The sequence below is a fragment of the Nocardiopsis sp. NPDC006139 genome (genome assembly GCF_040614155.1).
GTDB classification, from domain to species: domain Bacteria; phylum Actinomycetota; class Actinomycetes; order Streptosporangiales; family Streptosporangiaceae; genus Nocardiopsis; species Nocardiopsis changdeensis.
The window spans coordinates 78,872-97,803 of sequence record NZ_JBEXTT010000005.1 but is presented as its reverse complement, the minus strand read 5'-3'; the positions used below and the strand labels follow the sequence as shown (position 1 = coordinate 97,803).

General features: G+C 73.8%; 16 protein-coding genes and 1 pseudogene. 7 read left to right on the top strand and 10 right to left on the bottom strand.

From position 1 onward, the window contains the following. Window positions 1–3 precede the first annotated feature (3 nt). The 4 genes from ABZ249_RS08240 to ABZ249_RS08225 all read right to left on the bottom strand — a co-directional run bounded on the left by ABZ249_RS08240 (window position 4) and on the right by ABZ249_RS08225 (window position 7,194). The gene (locus ABZ249_RS08240; protein WP_355259007.1) at window positions 4–3,027 is read right to left on the bottom strand and encodes a serine/threonine-protein kinase; all 3,024 of its coding nucleotides are present in this window, start codon (window positions 3,025–3,027) and stop codon (window positions 4–6) included. A 481-nt stretch (window positions 3,028–3,508) separates the two neighbouring features. Then, entirely contained in the window at window positions 3,509–4,303 is a 795-nt protein-coding gene (locus tag ABZ249_RS08235; protein WP_355259004.1) for an SAM-dependent methyltransferase, read from the bottom strand. A gap of 102 nt (window positions 4,304–4,405) precedes the next feature. Beyond that, window positions 4,406–5,485: a protein kinase family protein gene (locus ABZ249_RS08230; protein WP_355259001.1), complete on the bottom strand. Its 1,080-nt coding sequence runs from the start codon at window positions 5,483–5,485 to the stop codon at window positions 4,406–4,408. 803 nt (window positions 5,486–6,288) lie between these two features. Beyond that, the gene (locus tag ABZ249_RS08225) at window positions 6,289–7,194 is read right to left on the bottom strand and encodes a hypothetical protein (RefSeq protein ID WP_355258998.1); all 906 of its coding nucleotides are present in this window, start codon (window positions 7,192–7,194) and stop codon (window positions 6,289–6,291) included. A gap of 130 nt (window positions 7,195–7,324) precedes the next feature. Here ABZ249_RS08225 and ABZ249_RS08220 point away from each other — a divergent pair. Next, window positions 7,325–7,441: pseudogene (locus tag ABZ249_RS08220) on the top strand (IS481 family transposase); the annotation flags it as partial. A gap of 89 nt (window positions 7,442–7,530) precedes the next feature. Here the strand turns inward: ABZ249_RS08220 and ABZ249_RS08215 are convergent. From ABZ249_RS08215 to ABZ249_RS08205, 3 genes are all read right to left on the bottom strand, one after another. Continuing rightward, window positions 7,531–9,084, bottom strand: a complete 1,554-nt coding sequence (locus tag ABZ249_RS08215) for a serine/threonine protein kinase (protein ID WP_355258996.1) — start codon at window positions 9,082–9,084, stop codon at window positions 7,531–7,533. 731 nt (window positions 9,085–9,815) lie between these two features. Then, window positions 9,816–9,950: a hypothetical protein gene (locus tag ABZ249_RS08210; RefSeq protein WP_355258993.1), complete on the bottom strand. Its 135-nt coding sequence runs from the start codon at window positions 9,948–9,950 to the stop codon at window positions 9,816–9,818. Between the two features lie 292 nt (window positions 9,951–10,242). After that, window positions 10,243–10,740, bottom strand: a complete 498-nt coding sequence (locus ABZ249_RS08205) for a hypothetical protein (RefSeq protein ID WP_355258990.1) — start codon at window positions 10,738–10,740, stop codon at window positions 10,243–10,245. A 198-nt stretch (window positions 10,741–10,938) separates the two neighbouring features. Between ABZ249_RS08205 and ABZ249_RS08200 the strand changes: the two genes are divergently transcribed. Then, the gene (locus ABZ249_RS08200; RefSeq protein WP_355258987.1) at window positions 10,939–11,142 is read left to right on the top strand and encodes a hypothetical protein; all 204 of its coding nucleotides are present in this window, start codon (window positions 10,939–10,941) and stop codon (window positions 11,140–11,142) included. 208 nt (window positions 11,143–11,350) lie between these two features. Here ABZ249_RS08200 and ABZ249_RS08195 read toward each other — a convergent pair whose 3' ends face one another. After that, the gene (locus ABZ249_RS08195; RefSeq protein WP_355258984.1) at window positions 11,351–12,115 is read right to left on the bottom strand and encodes a class I SAM-dependent methyltransferase; all 765 of its coding nucleotides are present in this window, start codon (window positions 12,113–12,115) and stop codon (window positions 11,351–11,353) included. Window positions 12,116–12,284: 169 nt separating this feature from the next. Further along, entirely contained in the window at window positions 12,285–12,413 is a 129-nt protein-coding gene (locus tag ABZ249_RS08190; RefSeq protein WP_355258981.1) for a hypothetical protein, read from the bottom strand. A 202-nt stretch (window positions 12,414–12,615) separates the two neighbouring features. On the opposite strand from ABZ249_RS08190, the gene ABZ249_RS08185 reads away from it, so the two are divergent. Then, a complete protein-coding gene (locus ABZ249_RS08185; RefSeq protein WP_355258978.1) occupies window positions 12,616–13,155 on the top strand; it encodes a hypothetical protein in 540 nt (179 codons plus the stop codon). On the opposite strand, the gene ABZ249_RS08180 is transcribed toward ABZ249_RS08185, so the two are convergent. Then, a complete protein-coding gene (locus ABZ249_RS08180) occupies window positions 13,089–13,868 on the bottom strand; it encodes a methyltransferase domain-containing protein (RefSeq protein WP_355258976.1) in 780 nt (259 codons plus the stop codon). The genes ABZ249_RS08185 and ABZ249_RS08180 overlap by 67 nt on opposite strands. Window positions 13,869–14,860: 992 nt before the next feature. Between ABZ249_RS08180 and ABZ249_RS08175 the strand changes: the two genes are divergently transcribed. From ABZ249_RS08175 to ABZ249_RS08160, 4 genes are all read left to right on the top strand, one after another. Continuing rightward, window positions 14,861–15,364: a hypothetical protein gene (locus ABZ249_RS08175; RefSeq protein ID WP_355258974.1), complete on the top strand. Its 504-nt coding sequence runs from the start codon at window positions 14,861–14,863 to the stop codon at window positions 15,362–15,364. Beyond that, window positions 15,364–16,077, top strand: coding sequence for a class F sortase (locus tag ABZ249_RS08170; protein ID WP_355258971.1), 714 nt, complete (start codon window positions 15,364–15,366; stop codon window positions 16,075–16,077). Before ABZ249_RS08175 ends, ABZ249_RS08170 begins: the two co-directional genes overlap by 1 nt. A gap of 169 nt (window positions 16,078–16,246) precedes the next feature. After that, window positions 16,247–17,188, top strand: coding sequence for an acetoacetate decarboxylase family protein (locus tag ABZ249_RS08165; protein WP_355258968.1), 942 nt, complete (start codon window positions 16,247–16,249; stop codon window positions 17,186–17,188). After that, window positions 17,185–18,918, top strand: coding sequence for a succinic semialdehyde dehydrogenase (locus tag ABZ249_RS08160; RefSeq protein WP_355258965.1), 1,734 nt, complete (start codon window positions 17,185–17,187; stop codon window positions 18,916–18,918). The genes ABZ249_RS08165 and ABZ249_RS08160 overlap by 4 nt, the downstream gene beginning before the upstream one ends. Window positions 18,919–18,932: the final 14 nt, after the last annotated feature.

The window sequence follows — 18,932 nt, the reverse complement described above, 5'->3', positions numbered from 1 at the left end:
CCCCTACCGCGGCCCGCGCAGGAACAGGAACAGTTTGAGCCCGCGGAGCCGCCGGGCGTCCCCCGTGGCCTGGTAGCCCCGGACCGCCTGCGCGTAGGCGTGGCGGGCCTCGTCCCTGCGCCGGGTCACCCTCCAGGTGTCACCGAGGCCCTCCCAGGCCTGGGCTTCGCTGTGGATGTCGCCCGACCGTCGGGAGAGGTCGCGTGCGCGGGTGTAGGCGTCCTCCGCTTCGTCGAGCCGGTCCGATCTGCGCAGCACCAGGCCGAGGTTGTTCCAGGCCAGGGCCTCGCCGTGGGTGTGCCCGAGCCGCTGGTAGAGGTCACGCGCCCCGGTGTAGGCGTCGGCGGCCTCCGGTAACCGTCGCATGCTGAACAGGACGTTGCCGAGGTTGTTCCGCGCGTCGGCCTCTTGCTTGGTGTCGCCGAGCCGCTCGGAGAGCTCACGGGCCCGGGTGTGAGCGTCCAGGGCCTCATCGAACCGGCGCGCCTCGCGCAGTGCGAGGCCGAGTCGGTTCCACGCCAGGATCTCCCCCTGGCCGTCGCCGAGCCGCTCGGAGAGCTCACGGGCCTGAGTGTGAGCGTCGATCGCCTCCTTGAACCGGTACATCTCGTCCAAGGACGAACCGAGGTTCGTCCAGGCCAGGGCCTCACCCGCTTCATCCCCGACCTGCCGGTAGAGGTCGCGTGCCCGGGTATGGGCATCGATCGACTCCTTGAACCGGCGTGCCTCGCGCAACGACGAACCGAGGTTGTTCCACGCCAGAGCCTCGCCCTGTGTGTTACCGAGCCCCTGGTAAAGATCGCGGGCGCGCGTGTGGGCGTCGACCGCCTCCCCCGCCGCGAAGGTGTCCTGAAGGACGTTGCCGAGGTTGTTCCAAGCCCTGGCCTCGCCCCGCGTATCGCCGAGCCGTTCGCAGAGGTCACGGGCACGCGTGTGCGCCTCGACCGCCTCCCCGAACCGGCGCACCATGCGCAGCGCCGAACCGAGGAAGTCCCATCCGTCGGCTTCGCCGACGGTATCGCCGATCCACCGGTAGAGGTCGCGCGCCCGGGTGTGGGCGCCGCCCGCCTCGTCGAACCGGTGCGCGTCGTACAGCGCCAGGCCCAGGTCGTTCCAGGCCACGGCCTCGTTGTAGGTGTCACCGAGCTGTTGGTAGAGGTCGCGGGCACGGGTGTGGGCGTCGACCGCCTCATCGAACCGGAAGACCCCCCTCAGGGCTTTGCCGAGGTTGTTCCACGCGACGGCCTCCCCGTCGGTGTCGCCGGACCGTCGGCAGAGGTCGCACGCACGGGTGCAGGCGTCCACGGCCTCCTCGAACCGGCGCACCTCGCGCAGCGCCGAGCCGAGCCGGAGGCACGCCCGGCCCTCGTTGTAGGTGTCGTCGAGCTGTCGGTAGAGGTCGCGTGCGCGGGTGTAGGCGTCCACCGCCTCGTCGAACCGGCGTACCTCGCCCAACGTCATGCCGAGGCTGTTGCACGCCCACGCCTCGCCGTGGCCGTCGTCGGCCCGGTGCGCGGCCTCCCGGGCCAGGGTGTACACGGTGACGGCCTCTTCGAACCGCTCCTGCACGTACAGGTATGCGGCCAGGGCGCCGGACAGGTCGACGGCGGTGGAGGCGCGTCCGGTGTCGTGGGCGGTGCGCACGGCGGCGGCCATGTTCTCCCGCTCGGCGTCCAGCCACGCCACCGCCGCCTCGCGGTCCGCGAACACCTCGGCCGGAGCGCCGCCGTCCGTGGCGCGGACGTGCGCGTCCGCGGCATAGGCCCGTGTGGTGTAGAAGTCCAGGAGCCGGTCCAGGGCCCGCTCCCGGGCGTCCCCCTCCCCTTCCTCCGCGTCGGTTCCGGGCCGGAGGGCAAGGGTGCGGGCGCGGTCGGCGAACGCGGGGTCCATGGACCAGCGGCCGCCGGTCCGCTCGGTGAGCAGGTGCGCCGCGGCCAGGTCCCGCAGCACCTCCTCCGCCCGTGAGAGCTCGTCGGCCGGGAACCCGGCCAGGGCCGCGGCCGCCCCGGTGGAGATGTCGGGGCCGGGGGCCGAGCCCAGCAGCACGAACATCCGCACCCGGTCCTCGGGCAGGGCGATCAGGGCCAGGAGGGCGTCCTCCGCGGACCCGTCCGGGTCCGCCCTCGTCCGGGCCACGGTCACCAGCCGGGTCCGGTGCCGGGTGATGGCCTCGGTCAGGTCCCCGTCCGGCCACCGGCCCGCAGCGCGCGGCCCCGCGTCCGGTGCCCGCGGGGCCAGGGCGGACAGTACGCGGTCCAGGCCGGGGCGGGCGGCGGGGTCCTTGACCAGGCAGTCGGCGACCAGAGCGGCCAGGGGCCCGGGCAGGGCGGACAGGTCCGGTTCCTCGTACACGATGCGGAAGACGACCGCGTGCACCGGGCCGTCCCCGAAGGGGCTGGCGCCGGTGGCCGCGAAGGCGAGCACGCACCCGAGGGAGAACACGTCCGAGGCCGGGCCGACCTTCTGGGCACGCGCCTGCTCGGGCGACATGAACGCCGCGGTCCCCAGCACGGCGGAGGAGTGGGTGTGGGAGGTGGAGTCCAAGGCTCGGGCGATCCCGAAGTCGATCAGCCGCGGACCGTCCTCGGCCAGCAGCACGTTGCCCGGTTTGAGGTCGCGGTGCGCCACCCCCTGGGCGTGCACCGCCGACAGGCCCTCGGCCAGGCCGGCGCCCAGCGCGGCGACCGCCTCCGGCGGCAGCGGCCCCTGCTCGTGCACGGCCCGGTCCAGGGAGGGGCCGGGGATGTAGGCGGTGGCCATCCACGGCGGGTCGGCGTCGGTGGCGGCGTCCACGACGGGGGCGGTGTAGAGTCCGCCGACCTTGCGGGCGGCGGCCACCTCGGCGGCGAACCGGCGCCGGAAGCCGGCGTCCTCGGCCAGTTCGGGGCGGACCACCTTGACCGCCACCGGGTACCCGCCGGGCGAGGTCCCCAGGAACACCCGGCCCATCCCGCCGCCGCCCAGGCGCGCCCGCAGCGTGTAGGGGCCGATCCGGGCGGGATCGCCGTCGTACAGGGGGTCGGGCATGGCACCGCTTCCGGGTGAGGGGGTGTTCGTCCGGTCGTCAGCGTCGATGATGCCAAAACACCCTGCCGTCCGGGAGCTCCGTCCCGCTCCGGCCACAGGTATCCGTCCCGGGAGGTGGGGCACGGGAGAAGGGGGTGCTCGGAGGCCGCGCCGCCCGAACACCCCCTGCCGGGGGACCGCACCGGACCGGGAGTCCCTTCCCGGTGCCGCCGCGCGGTGACCGGAGTGACCGCCGCGGCACGACCGGGGACGACCGGTGGGCCGCCCGACCGACGGGACGGCGACGGGACCGGGGGCCGGAGCGGGACCCGCGTTCCGCTCCTCCCCCGTCCCCGCCACGGGACCGCGGGGCCCGTGGGGTGCACATTCGCCGTACCCGCCCTGTACGTCGTCCCCGGGGCGCCTCCGGTTCCCGGAATCCGGGGATTCCGAACGCCGACCCGGGTCCCGTGCGCCCGGCCCCGGCGGCTCCGGCCCCGGCTCACCCCTTGCGGGCCATCCCGCAGAACTCGTCCATCTCCCGTGCCCGGCCCACCTCCACGGGGTCGGGCCGCCACAGCGGGCACGAGACCACCCCGGGCTCCACCGGCTCCAGTCCGTCGAACAGGGCGCGGATCCGCTCCGGGGTGCGCAGGTGGTAGACGGCCGAGCCCGCCTCGTTCCACCGGCGCACCGCCTCCTCCATCGCCTCGCCGGTCACCGCGCTGGTGCTGTGCACGATCGCCAGGTGGCTGCCCGCGGGCAGCTCCCCCATCAGGTGGTCGATGATCCGCTTCGCCTCGGCGTCGTCCCCCACGAACGGCAGCACCCCGAACAGGGTGATCGCGACCGGGCGCTTCAGGTCCAGGGTGCGGGCCGCCCGGTCCAGGATGGTGTCCGGGTCGCGCAGGTCGGCGTGGATGTAGTCGGTGGCCCCCTCGGGGGTGCCGGTGAGCAGGGCGCGCGCGTGGGTCAGGACCAGGGGGTCGTTGTCGACGTAGACGACCCGGGCGGCCGGGTCCTCCCGCTGGGCGACCTCGTGGGTGTTGTTCGCGGTGGGCAGCCCGGTCCCGATGTCCAGGAACTGGTCGATACCCGCGTCCCGGACCAGGTGGGTGACCATACGGACCAGGACGGCACGGGTGGCGACGGCGATGTCGACGATCTCGGGCAGGACCGCGACGATCCGGTCCCCGGCCTCGCGGTCGGCCGGGTAGTTGTCCTTGCCGCCCAGCCAGTAGTTCCAGATCCTGGCGGAGTGGGCCTGTGAGGTGTCGATGGGGGGCGGGGTGTTCATGGCACCGCGTTTCACGCAGGGGTCGGGGGGCACCGCCCAGCCTAGGGGATTTCGGGGCGTTCCCTCCGGCGGCCGCCACGGCTCCCGGGCTCACGCCCGGCCCTACCCCGCCGGACGGGGACCCGGCCCGGCCCGCTCGATGTCGGCGGCCGGGTAGGGCGTCCGCTTGCTCACCGTGAGCAGCCTGCGGTGGAACCCGTCGAGCACGAGGGCGGCCCGGGCATTCCGGTCGATGACCCCGGCGATCGCGGGCGGGACCCCCTCGGGCCTCGCCCCCGCGATCCAGTCGCGCAGGAACGCCCCGTGCTCCGCGCCGCCGCGCACACCGTCGGGCAGGTAATGGCGTAGCAGGTGGCCCACTGTGTAGCAGCGGTCGTAGGAGAGGTGGTCGGCGAGGAACCCGGCCTCCTCCCGCGAGAGCTCGAACCCCGAGCTCAGGGCGAGGCCGAAGTCCGCGAAGTAGACCGCCCGGCCGTCGGTCAGGAGGTTGTCGAAGTGGGCGTCGAAGTGGACGAGTCCGCGGGAGCCCATGAAGTCGGCTCCGCGGGCCAGCTCCTCCTCCGCCCACGCGTACGGCGAGCCGTCCCCGCCCTCCGGCGCGTCCTGGCGGCGCTCGCCCAGCCACGCGGCGAGTGTTCGCGGCACGTGTTCCAGGAAGAGCACCAGGCTGGAGGAGGACCGGCCGACGGCCTCCAGGCGCCCGCGCACGGCCGGCGAGCCCTCCCAGTGCGCGACCGCCCCGTCGATGCCCCCGAACTCGTCGGCGAACCCCTGCGGCGGGGAGTCCGGCAGGACCCGCCAGTGGTACATCAGCGGGAAGCCTCCGTACTCGTTCCCCAGGACCCAGCCGGTGGTCATCGTGTGGACGGCCAGCTCGCGCCAGGCCCCGAACCCGGCCGAGCCCACTCCGTACTGGTAGAACAGCGGCAGCCCGAAGAGGTTCGCCGTGGACCGCGCGTTCTCCGGCCGCAGCTCCAGGTCCGTCAGGGGGACGCGCTTGACGAAGACGCGGGACCCGGCGACCTCCAGCTCCGCCGACCTGCCCCCGATCCCGGACCCGAGGGGCGCGGCCGCGGCCACGGCTTCACCGAGCCTGCGGTCGCTCAGCAGCGCCAGGTGTGTGGACACGGTCCCGTAGGCGGCCATGCGTGCGGCGTACCGCGGGTCCGGGTGCTCCGACAACGAATCCTCATCTCCCGAACCCTCGGCATCGGTGATCCCTCGAACGCCGCCGACTCTACCCGCGGAGGCCGTTCGGCCTCCCGAGCGGCGGTATGCCGCCGAAGGAGCCCCGGAGCGGCTCCTGCGAGAGCCGGTGAGAAGACCTGTGCCCCCTGCCCGCCGCCGACCGGGCGGCATCGGTCCACCGTGAGCGGCCGCCCCTCCCCCTCAGTGGTTCCCCGACGATCCGCACCCGAGCGTCCCGGAACCGGAACGCCCCGGACCGTACACGGCCTGGGCACGCCTTCCCCTGTTCCCTCACCATCCGGCCCCGGCCTCCCCTCGCTCGCCGACCGCTTGTAGCCGCACCCCGTGCCGGCACCGCCGCACCCTCCCCGGCTCCCGCATACCGACCCCTCCCTCCAGCAGAAAAACCTTCCACCCGGGAAAGAAGCCACCCCACCGCCGAGATTGGACACCCGCCCTTCCCGACCCCTTCAGGAGAGCCCATCAGGGCACTACCTTTCGGCCCTGCCGTCAGCCCACCCAAAACCCCTGTGACCTGCACCGTCAGCCTCAAGCAAGGTGTTCGCCTCTGACCGAAGGCCCATGACCACGGTCCGAAAGGGAAGCCGACATCCGTTCCAGGCTCTCCAACCCCCAGGTCGACTTCGGGGTGAAGGCGACCGCGACCGGCCCCGGGCCACCGGGAGAGGCCGCAATGCGCGATAGCGCGATTTCCCGCAGCCCGGCTCAGGGTCCCGCCAGCGGCGACTGCGGCCAGGGCCCTGCGCCCGACCACCCGGTGCGTTCCCTGCCGGGGGTCACTCGGGGTGGACGGTGTTCGCGGCGGCCTCGGCCAGCACCGCCAGGGCGTGCGCGACCCGCTGGATCTCGATGGGGTCGGTGAGCGCGCGATCACCGATGCGCAGGGTGGTGGGGCGGTTCAGGCCGCCCTCCCAGCGCACGTCCAACACGTGGGTGTCGCCGGTGGCGGGATCGTAGGCGGCCACGGTCGCCCGCTCCACGCTGATCAGGTCGGGGTCGGCGGTCTCCTCGGCCAGGGCGTCGGTGAAGGCCTGGACGTCGTCCACCATGTCGGCGTGGACGGCGCGGGCGTAGTCGGCGGCCCGATCCAAGCGGGCCACGGCGTCGTCGGTGTCCTCGGGGCCCGCGGGGGCCAGCAGACGCCGCAGTCCGATGGCGGCGTTCTCCACCGCGGCCACCGCCGGGTCGACGTCCTGACACAGCAGGTGCGGGCCCGCCAGCGCCTTCAGCTCCTGGAGGGCGGGCAGGAACGCCTCCTCGGGTGGGCGGGTATCGGCGCCGACGCGCTCACGCTCGGCCGGCTCCAGGTGGCGCCACTTCTCCCAGGCGCTCTGGCGGGCCATCCCGGTGGCGGCGCCGATGCGCTCCCAGGACACTCCGCGCATGCGCAGCACCCGCACCTCGGCTTCGACCGCGGCCGCCGACGTGGCGGCGCGCCCGGCCAGGGCGCGCAGGTGCAGCTCGGGAACGGCCGCCTCGACGTGCCCGCGCCACTCGGCTCGGGCAGAACCCTCCTCCGCGGAGCCGGGGGCGGAGCGGTCCGCGCGCACCGTCTCCGAGCGCCATCCGCAGGTGCAGGCGACCCGCCACCCGGTGGCCGCGGCCCCGGGGTCGGCAGCGGGTTCGATGCCGCCCTCGTGCTCGCGGGCGGGCAGGTACCAGGCGTCGTGGATCCATCCCATGACAGGACTCCGTTCGCGTCAGGATCACCCGGCGAGCAGCATGCCAGGGGCTCCTGACACTCGGAGGGATTCTCAAAGAAGAACCGAGGCGGACACAAGACCCCGGGACGTGCCCAGGGGCGGACACCTCTCCGGGGCCGGGTACGCCTACCCGCACAACGCCGTGGACGACCACGCCCGGTCGGCCTACTCGGAGATCCCGACCGACGAGGAGGAGTCCGTGGCCGTGTTCCGGCAACGCGCCCACACCTCATCACCCCGGGTGGAGCGGTCCGTCCAACGGATTCGACGTGCACCGGACCGTCCGGGCCGCCGTCGGCACCCGGCCGGGGTCCGTCAGTTGTAGGAGGGAGGGAAGCCGCAGTTGCTGCCCACGTAGTAGTAGGTCAGCTGCACCGGTTCGCTCTTGTCCAGGGTCGTACCGGGTTCAGGGGACTGCCTCAGCACCTCGCACGACTCGGGGATGAACCTGCCCTCGCCGCTGGGGGGACCGTAGCCGGCCGTGCCCTGGATGTTCGTGAAGCCGCTCGCCTGGAGGGCGCTCTTGGCCTCGCTCGTCGACATCCCGACGACGGCGGGAACCGTGCCGTCGGTCGAGCCCGAACCGCCTCCGCCGCCACCCCCGCCCCCCGAACCGGCGGTGCCTCCCCCGCCGCCGGAACCAGAGGTGTCCCCTTCCTCTCCACCCCCGCCGCCGGAGCCGTCCGGCTCCTCCCCGGAGCCGTCGTCCGACTCATCGTCGGCCCCGCCCGACGTACCTTCCGCCGACGCCTCCCCGCCGTCCGCGGGGGAGGCCGACTCGCCGGGCGTCTCCCGCGCATCGCCGCTCGGGTCGGGATCCGACGGCCCGCCACCGGTCGGGTCGTCGTCGGTCCCGGTGGCCGCGACGGTGCCGCCCCCGTCCGCGACGGCCGAGGGGTCGTCGCCCCCCGTCAGCGGGGACCAGGCCAGTGCCGTGGTCAGGAGCAGCAGGGCGGCCACGGCGGCCGCCACGAACCCGCCTCGCCAGGACCACATTCCGTGCCCCTTCCGACCCCTGCCGGGGGCGCGCCGGCTCAGCACCGTCGGGTCCCCGGCGGCGGCGTCCCGGCAGGCCGTGGCGAACTCCTCCGCCGAGGCCCACCGGTCCCGCGGATCCTTCTCGAGCGCTCTGAGGACCACGTGCCGGATCGGAGCCGGGACCCGGTCGGGAAGCGGGGGCGGTTCGGCGGTCAGGTGGGCCGCGATGACGGCGGCGTGGTCGTTGGAGTCGAAGGGCGGCTTCCCGGCCAGGCACTGGTAGGCGACCGCGCCGAGGGAGTAGATATCGGTGGCGTGGGTGAGTCCACGCATGTTGAGCTGTTCGGGGGAGGCGTAGGAGAGCGTTCCCAGCGCGACACCGGTGGACGTCAGCGAGGTCACGTCGTTGATCCGGGCGATGCCGAAGTCGACGAGCTTGACCTCCCCGTCCTGGGTGACGAGGACGTTGCCGGGTTTGATGTCGCGGTGGATGATCCCCGCGCCGTGGACGACCTGGAGGGTGTCGGCGACCGCGGCGACGATCTCCATCGCCCGCTCGGGCGCGAGCGGCTCCCCGCCCCCGACCAGCGTGGACAGTGACGCCCCCTCGACCAGTTCCATCACCAGGTAGGCGATCTTCTCCCCATCGGCGACGGCCTCGCCGTGGTCGTACACGGCCGCGAAGCCGGGGCCCTGGAGCCTGGCCGCGGCCATGGCCTCGTGCTCGAACCGCCTGCGCGCGCCCTCGGTGTCCGCGGCGGTGGTATCCCTCAGAAGCTTGACCGCGACCGGGCGGTTCAGCCGGGTGTCGTGGCCTCGCCAGACCGTTCCCATACCGCCTGCGGCGATGACCTCGTCGAGGCGGTAGCGGTCCGCGATCGGGGATCTCACAGTTGCTCCTTGCGTTGGAGGGGGTGGCAAGGTCTGGGAACCGGGGTGTCCGTCTCCCGGACGGACAACGACATCAGATGCGCGAAAGGCGAAAGAGGTTCATGACCGGTCGGGTGCGTGCGCGTGCGGGTGGGAGGGCGTCATGGCCCCCGCAGGCCGGGGCGTGGTGGAGAAGGGGGCCATCGCGGTGCTCCTTTTCCACGCTCGGACAGCGCGCGAGGGCTGACACGCAGGACCGCGACGAACGCGGCCGGTGCGAGGGTGATGGGAATGCCCGCCGGCTCACCGCGGCGGTCATGTACGGCGGTCGCGGCGAACATGGGGGCGCGAGGCCGGCGACTGTCGGCGGTGGCGGCCGGGCCGGCGTGCCGAGGGCCTCCGGCGACGGCAGATGCGGCCGCCGGGCCACCGGCGATGGTTCACGTCACGGTATCCCCGGGTGCCCTCTCAGGGGCGACGGGCTGTGATCGGTACCGGTGGCCCGGCGGGGCTCGCCGGTCAGAAGTACGGGGCGAAGCCGCTGGTACGAGAGGTCCGGCCGGTCATGGCGAGGCCGATCCGGAGGAACGCGAATGCTTCGAGCTCGCGGGCACACGCGAGCGGGCCCAGGTCCGCGGCCTTCAGGCCGGTGCCGGACGTGGACCCCGGGCCCTGGCGGGTCAGTGCCTTCTACTGCTGTAGGGATCGGGGGATCTTGGCGGCGGGAACGCGGGGCCTGGGAGCGTGCGGTGTCAGCCCGGCTTGCGCTCGGTGCCCGGCTTCTCCACCTCCGGTTCCGGCTCGGGGACCGGGACCGGGACCGGGACCGGATCGAGCGGATCGAACCCGCGGCTGCCGACGCCTGAGCCGACCTTGGATCTGTACACCGGGATCTCCCTCCCTGCGGGCGTCCGGTACGTCCGCCGCGAAGCGGCCTACCTCGCGCCGACCGCGGGCAGACCCCGGTGGCCGGGACGGGCCACGACCGCAAGCGGCCCTGCCGCCGGAATCGGGCACGGCCCTGTTCCGCAGCGACCGGCACAGCCCCCGGGCGTTCCGGGGCCCGCGCCGATTCTCGGGCAGCCCGAGCCCCGACGGCCTCGCGGGAGGTCATAGCGCCTGCCCCTGCTCCTGTTAACCTCGCCCCCCTGCTCGGACCCCGGGTCCCGACACCGGGGCTCACTCGGTGTCGTCAGGGGGCTCGTACCCCGGCGGCGGGTCGATCGGCTCGCCCTCGGCGTCGATGACCCCGGTGTCGACGCACCACTGGGTCAGCGCGATGGCCAGGCCCTCGCTGTCGGTCTGGTCGGCCACCGCCTCACCGGCCTCGGGCAGCGCCGTGTCCAGGAACGCCTGGGCCGACGCGGCGTAGCTGTGGCCGACGGCCAGCAAGGCCTCCGCCAGGTCACCGCTGTCCGCGCCGGACTCGTCCTCCTCCGCGCTCCCCTCAGCCATCGTGTAGGCACGTTCGGCCAGGTGGCCGTGGACACACGCCGAGACGGTGTCGATCTCCTGTTGCTGCAGCTCCTCCTGCGAGGGGCCGGTGGGAGAGGGAGAGGGTGAGAGCGACTGTGCGGTGTCCGGTTCGGGCGCGGGGGTCTGTTGTGCGCCGCAGGCGGTCAGTGCGGCCGTCAGGGCCAGGGCCGCCGCGGGGGCGCGAAGGGGGTGTGCGGTCATGGGGGGTCTATTCCCGCGTCGGCACCTGACACTCGCCCAGGCCCCGCACGGCGCGCGGGGCCCTGGGTGATCCAGGCATGGCCTCAAGCGGGCTTGCGCTCCGTGCCGGGCTTGTCCGTCTCCGGCTCCGGCTCGGGAGCCGGGACCGGGTCGAGCGGGTCCCATGGCATCCGCGTGCCCGCCGACGGGCCGCCGTTCTTGGATCGGAACTTCTCGGCTGTCGCCGGGCGGGTCCGCGCGGGCGACCCGTTCGACATCATGGCCATGGTCATCGCCATGTCCATGGCCTGGTCGCCGGTCAGCAACGTGTACGCGGCCAGCAGTCGGGAAGCCGATGACGTACACGACCAGCGCCGCGCCCTGCTCCGCGACTGCGTCCGAAAAGCCACCGCGGCCGACTGAGGCGACGCGCCCCCTCACCGCCGGCGCCGCTCCCCCTGGCGGCACTCGCGCCTATTGCCCGGGGCCGGGCAGGTCATGACGCTGGTGGCGAAGGTCCCAGGTCAGGCATCTTCGTCGTTCTCCGCTCCGATGGAGCCCACTCCTGTTCGAGTAGACCCCACCACCAGAAGGAGCAGGACATGCCTTCCGGCCACACGAACGGCGCGGATCAGGCAGGGCGGGCGAGGGTGATGATCTCCGTGCTGGTCGCGGTTAGCGGGGTGCGGTCCCAGTAGCCGTACCGCTCGTCCACGACGAGCCCGGCCCGCGCCAGGAAGCGGTCCAGGGTCCCGGCGTCCAGGAACCGCAGGGTGCTGCGGCTGACCACGGGCTCGGCCCAATTCTCCAGGCGGTAGTCCGAAGTGAAGGTCACCAGGTCGCCGCGCACCTCCCGCAGCCGGTGCACGCAGGTGGCCCGGCGCCCGCCGGGGCCCTGCACGGTGCGCACCCGCTCGGGGGTCCAGGCCTCCCAGCCCCGGACCGCGGGGTTGCGGGTCTCGAAGGCGAACCGTCCCCCCGGCACCAGCGCCCGACGCACCGCGGCCAGCACGGCGTGCAGCTCCTCGTCGGAGGTGAACACCTGGAAGGCGTGCCCGGACATCATCACCAGGTCGAACGCCCCGGTGAACGGGCCGTGGCCGGGGTCGTCGTAGGGGCCGGCGAGCAGGTCGCCGTGGATCCACTCGACGTCCCCGCGGTCGCGGCGGCCGACCTCCAGCATCGCCGCGGCCGGGTCCAGGCCCACGAGGCGCCCGGTGTGTCCGCGTTCGCGGGCCACCCGCTGGATCTTGCCCGTCCCGCAGCCCACGTCCAGCACCGCACGGGACCGCAGGACCAGATCGAGGTAGAAATCGTCCTGGGGTGTGGAGCCCCAGGGGTTGAAGTAGTCGTACAGATCGGCCAGGTCCGGCTCGGAGAAGTGTCGATCGACCATCCGGGCATGATCGGCCAAGACGGGCCCCGGGGCCAATGGTTTTTGCGCCGTTCCGACGTGCGGGCACCGGCGACCGGGTGTGGGCCTCCGGGACCGATCGGTCCGGACGCGTGCACGGCCCTCGCGCAACCGGGGGTTGCACGGGGGCCGCCGTGACGGGGGCGCGGACTCAGGCGGGCTTGCGCTCGGTGCCGGGCCTCTCCGCCTCCGGCTCCGGCTCGGGGGCCGGGACCGGGTCGAGCGGGTCCCACGGCACCCGGCCGCCGCTGGCCGGGCCGCCGCCCTTGGATCTGTGCACGGGGGTCTCCTTCCCTGGGGGCGCCGGGTGCGCCCGCCACGGGCGTGGCCTACCCCGAGCCGACGGCGGACAGGCCGACCTGGCCGGGACAGGCCACGGCCCCTTTCGGCGTACTCGGCCCGCCTCCGAAAGGGGCATGACGGAGGGGTTCGCTGGGAACATCGGTTCTGGACCGGACCCGACCCCCCTTGGAAGCGGTGCCATGCCCGACCCCCTCCTGCCCGGCGACCCCGCCCGGATCGGCCCCTACACCCTGCACGCACGTCTGGGCGGCGGCGGGATGGGCCGGGTGTCCCTGGGCCGCTCCCCCGGCGGGCGCACCGTCGCGGTCAAGGTCGTGCGCCCCGACCTGGCCCAGGACTCCGAGTTCCGGCGCCGGTTCGCCACCGAGGTGGCCGCCGCCCGCAAGGTCGGCGGGTTCTACACCGCCCAGGTCGTGGACGCCGACACCAGCGCCACCCCGCCCTGGCTGGCCACCGCCTACATCCCCGGCCCACCCTGCACCGGGCCGTCACCGACCACGGCCCCTACGACGTGGTTCTCGAGATCATCGGCGAGAGCCCCTGGAGCACAACATCCGCCTAGCCGGGGCCCGGGGCGGGGCCCGGGAAGCCACCCCAGGGTTCGGCGGCGGGCCTCCGATGGTCTGCACGTCCTCGTCGCGACCGAGACCGTCTACGCCTCGGACGGGGCCGTTCGCTCCGAGGCGGCGTCCAGGTGGCGCCACCGCACCGGGTCGTGATGGCGCCGGGCCGTGTCGGGATCCGGCTCCCGGGCGGGCAGGGCCCCGCGGTCGGCGCACTCCAGGACCAGCATCTCCTGGTCTCCGGGGTCGAAGGCGTAGTCCACCGGCTCCACCCGCGAGGCGATCCCGTACTCGGCCAGGGCCTCCCGCATCTCCTCCAGCGCCGGGTAGCGCCGGAAGCGCGTGTGCAGGAACAGCGGGTACAGGCGCACCTGCCACCGGGACACCCGTACCAGCTCCAGCAGGGCGTCGCGGTGGAAGTCCTCACCCATCTGCTCCCCGTAGGAGAACAGCAGGTGGGAGCTGAGCACCAGGTCGAAGGAGCGGTCGGGGAAGGGCAGGTGGGGAAGGGAGCCCTCGACGTAGCGGTCCGGGCGGGCCGCGATGTCGCGGGCGAACGCGCGCGCCGCCTGCGAGCGCATCCGCGTGTACTGCTCAGGGCCCTCGAACCAGGTCCACACGAAGTCGGCGCCGCCGTCGACCAGTTCGGTGTGCCTGTGCTCGATCTCCCGCAGCGCCAGTTCGCCCAGTCGACCGCGGTCGGCCCCGTACTGGGGGTCCACGGCCACGGCGTCCGCGCCCCGGGCCCCGGCCTCCGCCACGAAGCCGGCCGCGCCGCCGGGGCAGTCCAGGATCCGCAGGGAGAGGTCGTGCTCGGTGAGGGCGAACATGGCCCGGTACTCCTCGAAGGAGCGTGCGCTGATGAACACGGGCCTCAACCCCTCCCTCTCGGGGGCTGCTGCGGTGGTGGCGCGATCCGTTTCTGCAAGGGCCCTCCAGGGTGGTGTGCTCGTCGGGCTCCGGCCACGCGGCCCGGCCCGAGAGAGCCGTACCCGCCGCCGTTCCCGGGGGCACCGCGCCGACCACAGACGGTCATGACGGAGGGGCGGGACAGGCCGGAAAAGGGACAGAGGAAACACCCGCCCTGGACTCGGCCGCACCGAAACGGGCTCTGCGGCCCTGCCGGATCCTCTCCGGGTGGACGTGCTCACCGGCCCCGGCTGGTGTCAGGTACGCGGGGCCGGGCAAACCCGGTGATGACGCCGACCGGCGCGTGCTGGAAGGCGGGGACCGCCCGCGCGGCCGCGGCCACCGTGGTGGCGCGCACCGGGAACGGGGAGACGGCGCTCAGGTGTCCTGTCCCGGTTCCGGGGTGAGGGTGCCGTGCAGCACGATGGAGGAATGGGCCCGGGACTACCGGCCCATCTTCGAGGAGCGCGCCTGGACCTGAACCGGGTCCGGGCCGGGCCCTCACGACCGCCGGGCCGTGGGAGTACAGCGCCGCGGCGGTCACGGCGGCGTACGCGGGTTCCCCCGCCATCCGGATGGCGCACGGGAAACCACTGCGCATCCACACGGCATCGGCGGAACGGCCCCGCACCGGTTCGCAGCGCCGGGCGGTGGACCGCTCCGGTGTCGTGCTTCCCCGACACCGGCCTTTCGCACCCGCCCGCACGCCCCCTCTTTCACGGTGAACGGCCGAACCGTGAAAACCGGCGTCCGGTTCCCTATCACCCCTTCAAGGGGCGTGATCACCGGAAATGAAGCCCCCGGGAATGTCGACAAAGTTTGGCCTTTCAGCACCACGGGCAAAAGCAGTTTCCCCCGGATTGTTGCTTTATGTCGGATTCGAAAGCTGAATCGGGGGCCGGTGCGCACGAGGCGCACGACGCCGGGCCCCTCAGGAGCACAAGGGGAACACATGGACATGACGCGTACCGCCACGGCCGCTGCCGCGACCCTGGTCTTCGGCACCGCACTCGCCCTGGGCACCGCCGCGCCGGCCTTCGCGGAGGACCCGGTCCCGCCGACGGGGCCGGATGTGGACTGCCCGGACGTCACCGAGCGCAACTTCGAGGTCAGCCCGGGGGACCCGCACAACTTCGACGCCGACGAGGACGGCATCGGTTGTGAGGAGGGCGACGACATGGGCGGGGAGTCCGACGACACCGAGGACGACGGCACGGAGGAGACCTCCGACGACACCGCGGACGGGACCGCCGATGACGCCTCGGAGGAGCCCGACGACACGACCGGGGAGGAGCCGAGCGGGGACGAGGAGACTCCGGTCGGCGGTGTCGACACCGGGGCCGGGGGGACCGCCGACGGCGGCTCCGACTTCTGGCTGATCACCGCGGGAGGCGTTCTCGTCGCGGCCGCGGTGGGCGGGATCGTCGTGGCCCGCAGGCCGGGGAACGAAGGCTGATGGGCCGCCACACGCGACCCGACCGCCGCGGCGATTCCAGCGCCGCGGCGGTCACGGCGGCGTACGCGGGGATCGGTGTCGCGCTCCTGACGGTGGGGCTGGGCCAGACCTTCGTTCCGCCCCCGCCGTCCTTCGCAGTGGGCGCGCCGGCCCCCGAGGCTCCGGCCTGGGCGGGGGCCTCGGCGCAGGCCGAGGCCCCTGCGGCGCTAGGGAGGTCGGCTCCGATGTCCCTGGCTGCTCCGGCGATCGGCCTGCGCACCTCGCACATGGTGGAACTCGGTCTGGGCCACGACCGCCGCCTCGAGGCCCCGGAGGAGTGGGACGCCGTCGGATGGTACTCACTGGGTGCCGCGCCCGGCCAGGAGGGGCCCGCCGTGCTGGCGGGCCACCTGGACTCCCCCACCGGGCCGGCCGTCTTCCACCGGCTGGGCGGGCTGCGGGAGCAGGACACCGTCTCGGTCGAACGCGCCGACGGCACCGTGGTGGACTTCGCCGTCTACGCGGTGGAGCGCCACGCCAAGGACGACTTCCCAACGGAGGAGGTCTACGGGGACACCGAACGCCCCGAACTGCGGCTCATCACGTGCGGCGGCGACTTCGACGCCGCCACCGGCCACTACACGGACAACGTCGTGGTCTTCGCCGCCCTCGTGGAGGCCGCGCAGCCCGCCGGGGACGCCGGGGCGCCCGCAACGGACCCCGTCACGGAATGACGGCGTGCGCACTCGCGCCCGCGCACCCCTGCGACCTGCGACGGGGCCCCGTCCCGGTAGCGGGACGGGGCTTCGTCGTGTGTGACCGCAGTCATTGTTGACAGTGCATACATCAGGCGCCTACGCTCATGTGAGCACCGCACACATCAGCTGTTCGAGGAGATGCCCGATGTCACCGAACCCGCAGGACACGGTCGAGGTCGACCTCGGCGGCCGCACGGTCGCCGTTCCCAGGGGCGGCCTGTACGACCGCTACCGGATGGACACCGACCTGGAGGAGGTCGCCCGCGATCCGCGTGTCAGCGGCGTCGACTTCTTCCGCCGGCTGCCCAAGACCAGGGTCGAGTCGCCCATCGGCCCGACGCTCACGCCGAACTTCTACTACCGGATCTCCACGGCCCGGGTCACGATGCTCGCCCGGTCCCGCGCGCTCCGCTCCCGCCTGCCCGCGGAACTGGACCCGCTGGAGGTCGCACCCGGCCTCGGCCTGGCCTCGGTCGTGTTCTTCCGCTACGACGTGTGCGACATCGACTTCTACACCGAGGCCGCCGTCGCGATCCCGGTCCGGCCCGCCCGGCACGGCCGCCTCGGGTTCGTCGACCTCGCCTGGGGGCTCAAGAACGACGACCTCCACGCCTACGTCCTGTCCCTGCCGGTCAGCAGCGACATCGCCCAGGTCCGCGGGCACGACGGCTACGGCTTCCCCAAGTGGGTCACCGGCCTCGACGTCGACATCGACGCCGACCGGACCACCGCCCGGGTCCTCGACGACGCCGGCGGGGACGACCTGACGCTGTCGGCGCCCACGCCCGCCCAGACCGCGTACCCGTCCGGTGAGCGGGTCTCGACGCTCACCTCCTACACGACGATCGGCGGCGCCTGGCACGCCACCCTGAACCAGACCAACGTGCTCTCGGCGGGCGGCACCCGCTCGCCGCGCGGACTCGTCCTCAAGGCGGGCCGCGGCCGCATGTCCGACGACCTGCGCTCGCTCGACCCGATCCGGACGCTCCGGCTCGACGTCACCACCGAGGGCCAGGCCGCGCTGCACATGCCGGTGCCGGTCTCGGTCCCGGACCGCCGGCGCGGAGACGGGAGGGGGCGGCGATGACCGACACCACCCCGGTGGCCGGGCCGGGAACGCCCGGCCCCGAGACGGCCCCGGCCGCACCGCTCACCCCGATCACCCCGACCGCTCCGCTCACTCCGTCCGCCCCGTCAACCGGTCGGGGGCACCGGAGCACCACCGTTCCCCTCACCCCGGTACCGCCGACCGCCGACGGGCCCGGGCTGCCGCCGACGCTGACCCCGGCCCTGCTCCGGCGGCTGACCGCCCGCGTCGCGGCCGCCCAGGACGCCGACCGGGTGGCCACCACGGCCCCCTACACCGGCGGCCCGCTGGCGGACCTGCCGGTCTCCGCGCCCGCGGACGTCGAGGCGGCGTTCGCGCGGGCCCGCATCGCCCAGGAGGCATGGGCCGCGACCACGCCGCGCGAGCGCAGGCGGATCATGCTGCGCTTCCACGACCTGGTCATCGAGCGCCGCGACGAGGCGCTGGACCTGATGCAGGCCGAGAACGGCAAAACCCGCCGGGACGCCTTCCTGGAGGTCACCGACATCGCGCTGACCGCCCGGTACTACGCGCGCAGCGCGGCGGGGCTGCTGGCGCCCAAGCGGCGCCGCGGCGCGATGCCGCTGCTGACCCGCACCACCGAGCTGCGCCACCCCAAGGGCGTCGTCACCGTCATCTCACCGTGGAACTACCCGCTGAGCATGGCCGCGGGCGACGCGATCCCCGCCCTGATGGCGGGCAACGCCGTCGTCCAGAAGCCCGACACCCAGACCGCCCTGACCGCGCTGTGGGCCCTGGACCTGATGCACGAGGCGGGTCTGCCCGCCGGCGTGTGGCAGATGGTGGTCGGCCGCGGGAGCTCCATCGGCGGGGTGCTCATGGACAACGCCGACTACGTGATGTTCACCGGGTCCACCGCGAGCGGGCGCCGGATCGCCCGCGACGCCGGGGAGCGCCTGATCGGCGCCTCCCTGGAGCTGGGCGGCAAGAACGCCATGGTCGTGCTGGACGACGCCGACCTCGACCGCGCCGTGGACGGGGCGATCGCGGCGGCGTTCCCCTCGGCCGGGCAGCTGTGCGTCTCGATCGAGCGCATGTACGTGGCCGACGCCCTCTACGACGCGTTCGTCGCCGAGTTCGCCGCCCGCACCAGGGCGCTGCGGGTGGGGGCCGGGTACGACTACGGCTACGACGTCGGCAGCCTCACCACCCCGGCCCAACTGGAGACGGTCACCGCGCACGTGGCGGACGCCGTCGCCAAGGGCGCGACCGTGCTGGCGGGCGGCCGGGCGCGGCCGGACCTGGGACCGCTGTTCCACGAGCCGACCGTCCTCGCCGGCGTCACCCCGGAGATGGCGCTGTACGCCCAGGAGACCTTCGGGCCGGTCGTGTCGGTCTACCGGTACCGCGACGTCGACGAGGCGGTGGCCCGGGCCAACGCCACCTCCTACGGGCTCAACGCCAGCGTGTGGAGCGGCAGCGGCGCCCGGGGGCGGGCGGTGGCCGCCCGGCTGCACGCCGGGACGGTCAACGTCAACGAGGCCTTCGCGGCCGCCTGGGGCAGCATCGACGCGCCGATGGGGGGCATGGGCGACTCGGGGCTGGGCCGCCGCCACGGCGCCGAGGGCATCCTCAAGTACACCGAGCCGCAGACGGTCGCACACCAGCGCCTGCTGGGGTTCACCCCGCCCGCCGGGGTCTCCTACCGGACCTGGGCGCAGGGCCTGACGGTCGCGCTGAAGGCGATGAGGCGCCTGGGCATGCGCTGAGGCGCGGCGGTCCC

Bases quoted from the DNA above. Each gene is read 5' to 3' on its own strand.
- ABZ249_RS08175 (WP_355258974.1), top strand. From the start codon at position 14,861: ATGGACATGACGCGTACCGCCACGGCCGCTGCCGCGACCCTGGTCTTC.
- ABZ249_RS08195 (WP_355258984.1), bottom strand. From the start codon at position 12,115: ATGGTCGATCGACACTTCTCCGAGCCGGACCTGGCCGATCTGTACGAC.
- ABZ249_RS08205 (WP_355258990.1), bottom strand. From the start codon at position 10,740: ATGACCGCACACCCCCTTCGCGCCCCCGCGGCGGCCCTGGCCCTGACG.
- ABZ249_RS08170 (WP_355258971.1), top strand. From the start codon at position 15,364: ATGGGCCGCCACACGCGACCCGACCGCCGCGGCGATTCCAGCGCCGCG.
- ABZ249_RS08225 (WP_355258998.1), bottom strand. From the start codon at position 7,194: ATGGGATGGATCCACGACGCCTGGTACCTGCCCGCCCGCGAGCACGAG.
- ABZ249_RS08160 (WP_355258965.1), top strand. From the start codon at position 17,185: ATGACCGACACCACCCCGGTGGCCGGGCCGGGAACGCCCGGCCCCGAG.
- ABZ249_RS08240 (WP_355259007.1), bottom strand. From the start codon at position 3,027: ATGCCCGACCCCCTGTACGACGGCGATCCCGCCCGGATCGGCCCCTAC.
- ABZ249_RS08165 (WP_355258968.1), top strand. From the start codon at position 16,247: ATGTCACCGAACCCGCAGGACACGGTCGAGGTCGACCTCGGCGGCCGC.
- ABZ249_RS08185 (WP_355258978.1), top strand. From the start codon at position 12,616: ATGCCCGACCCCCTCCTGCCCGGCGACCCCGCCCGGATCGGCCCCTAC.
- ABZ249_RS08235 (WP_355259004.1), bottom strand. From the start codon at position 4,303: ATGAACACCCCGCCCCCCATCGACACCTCACAGGCCCACTCCGCCAGG.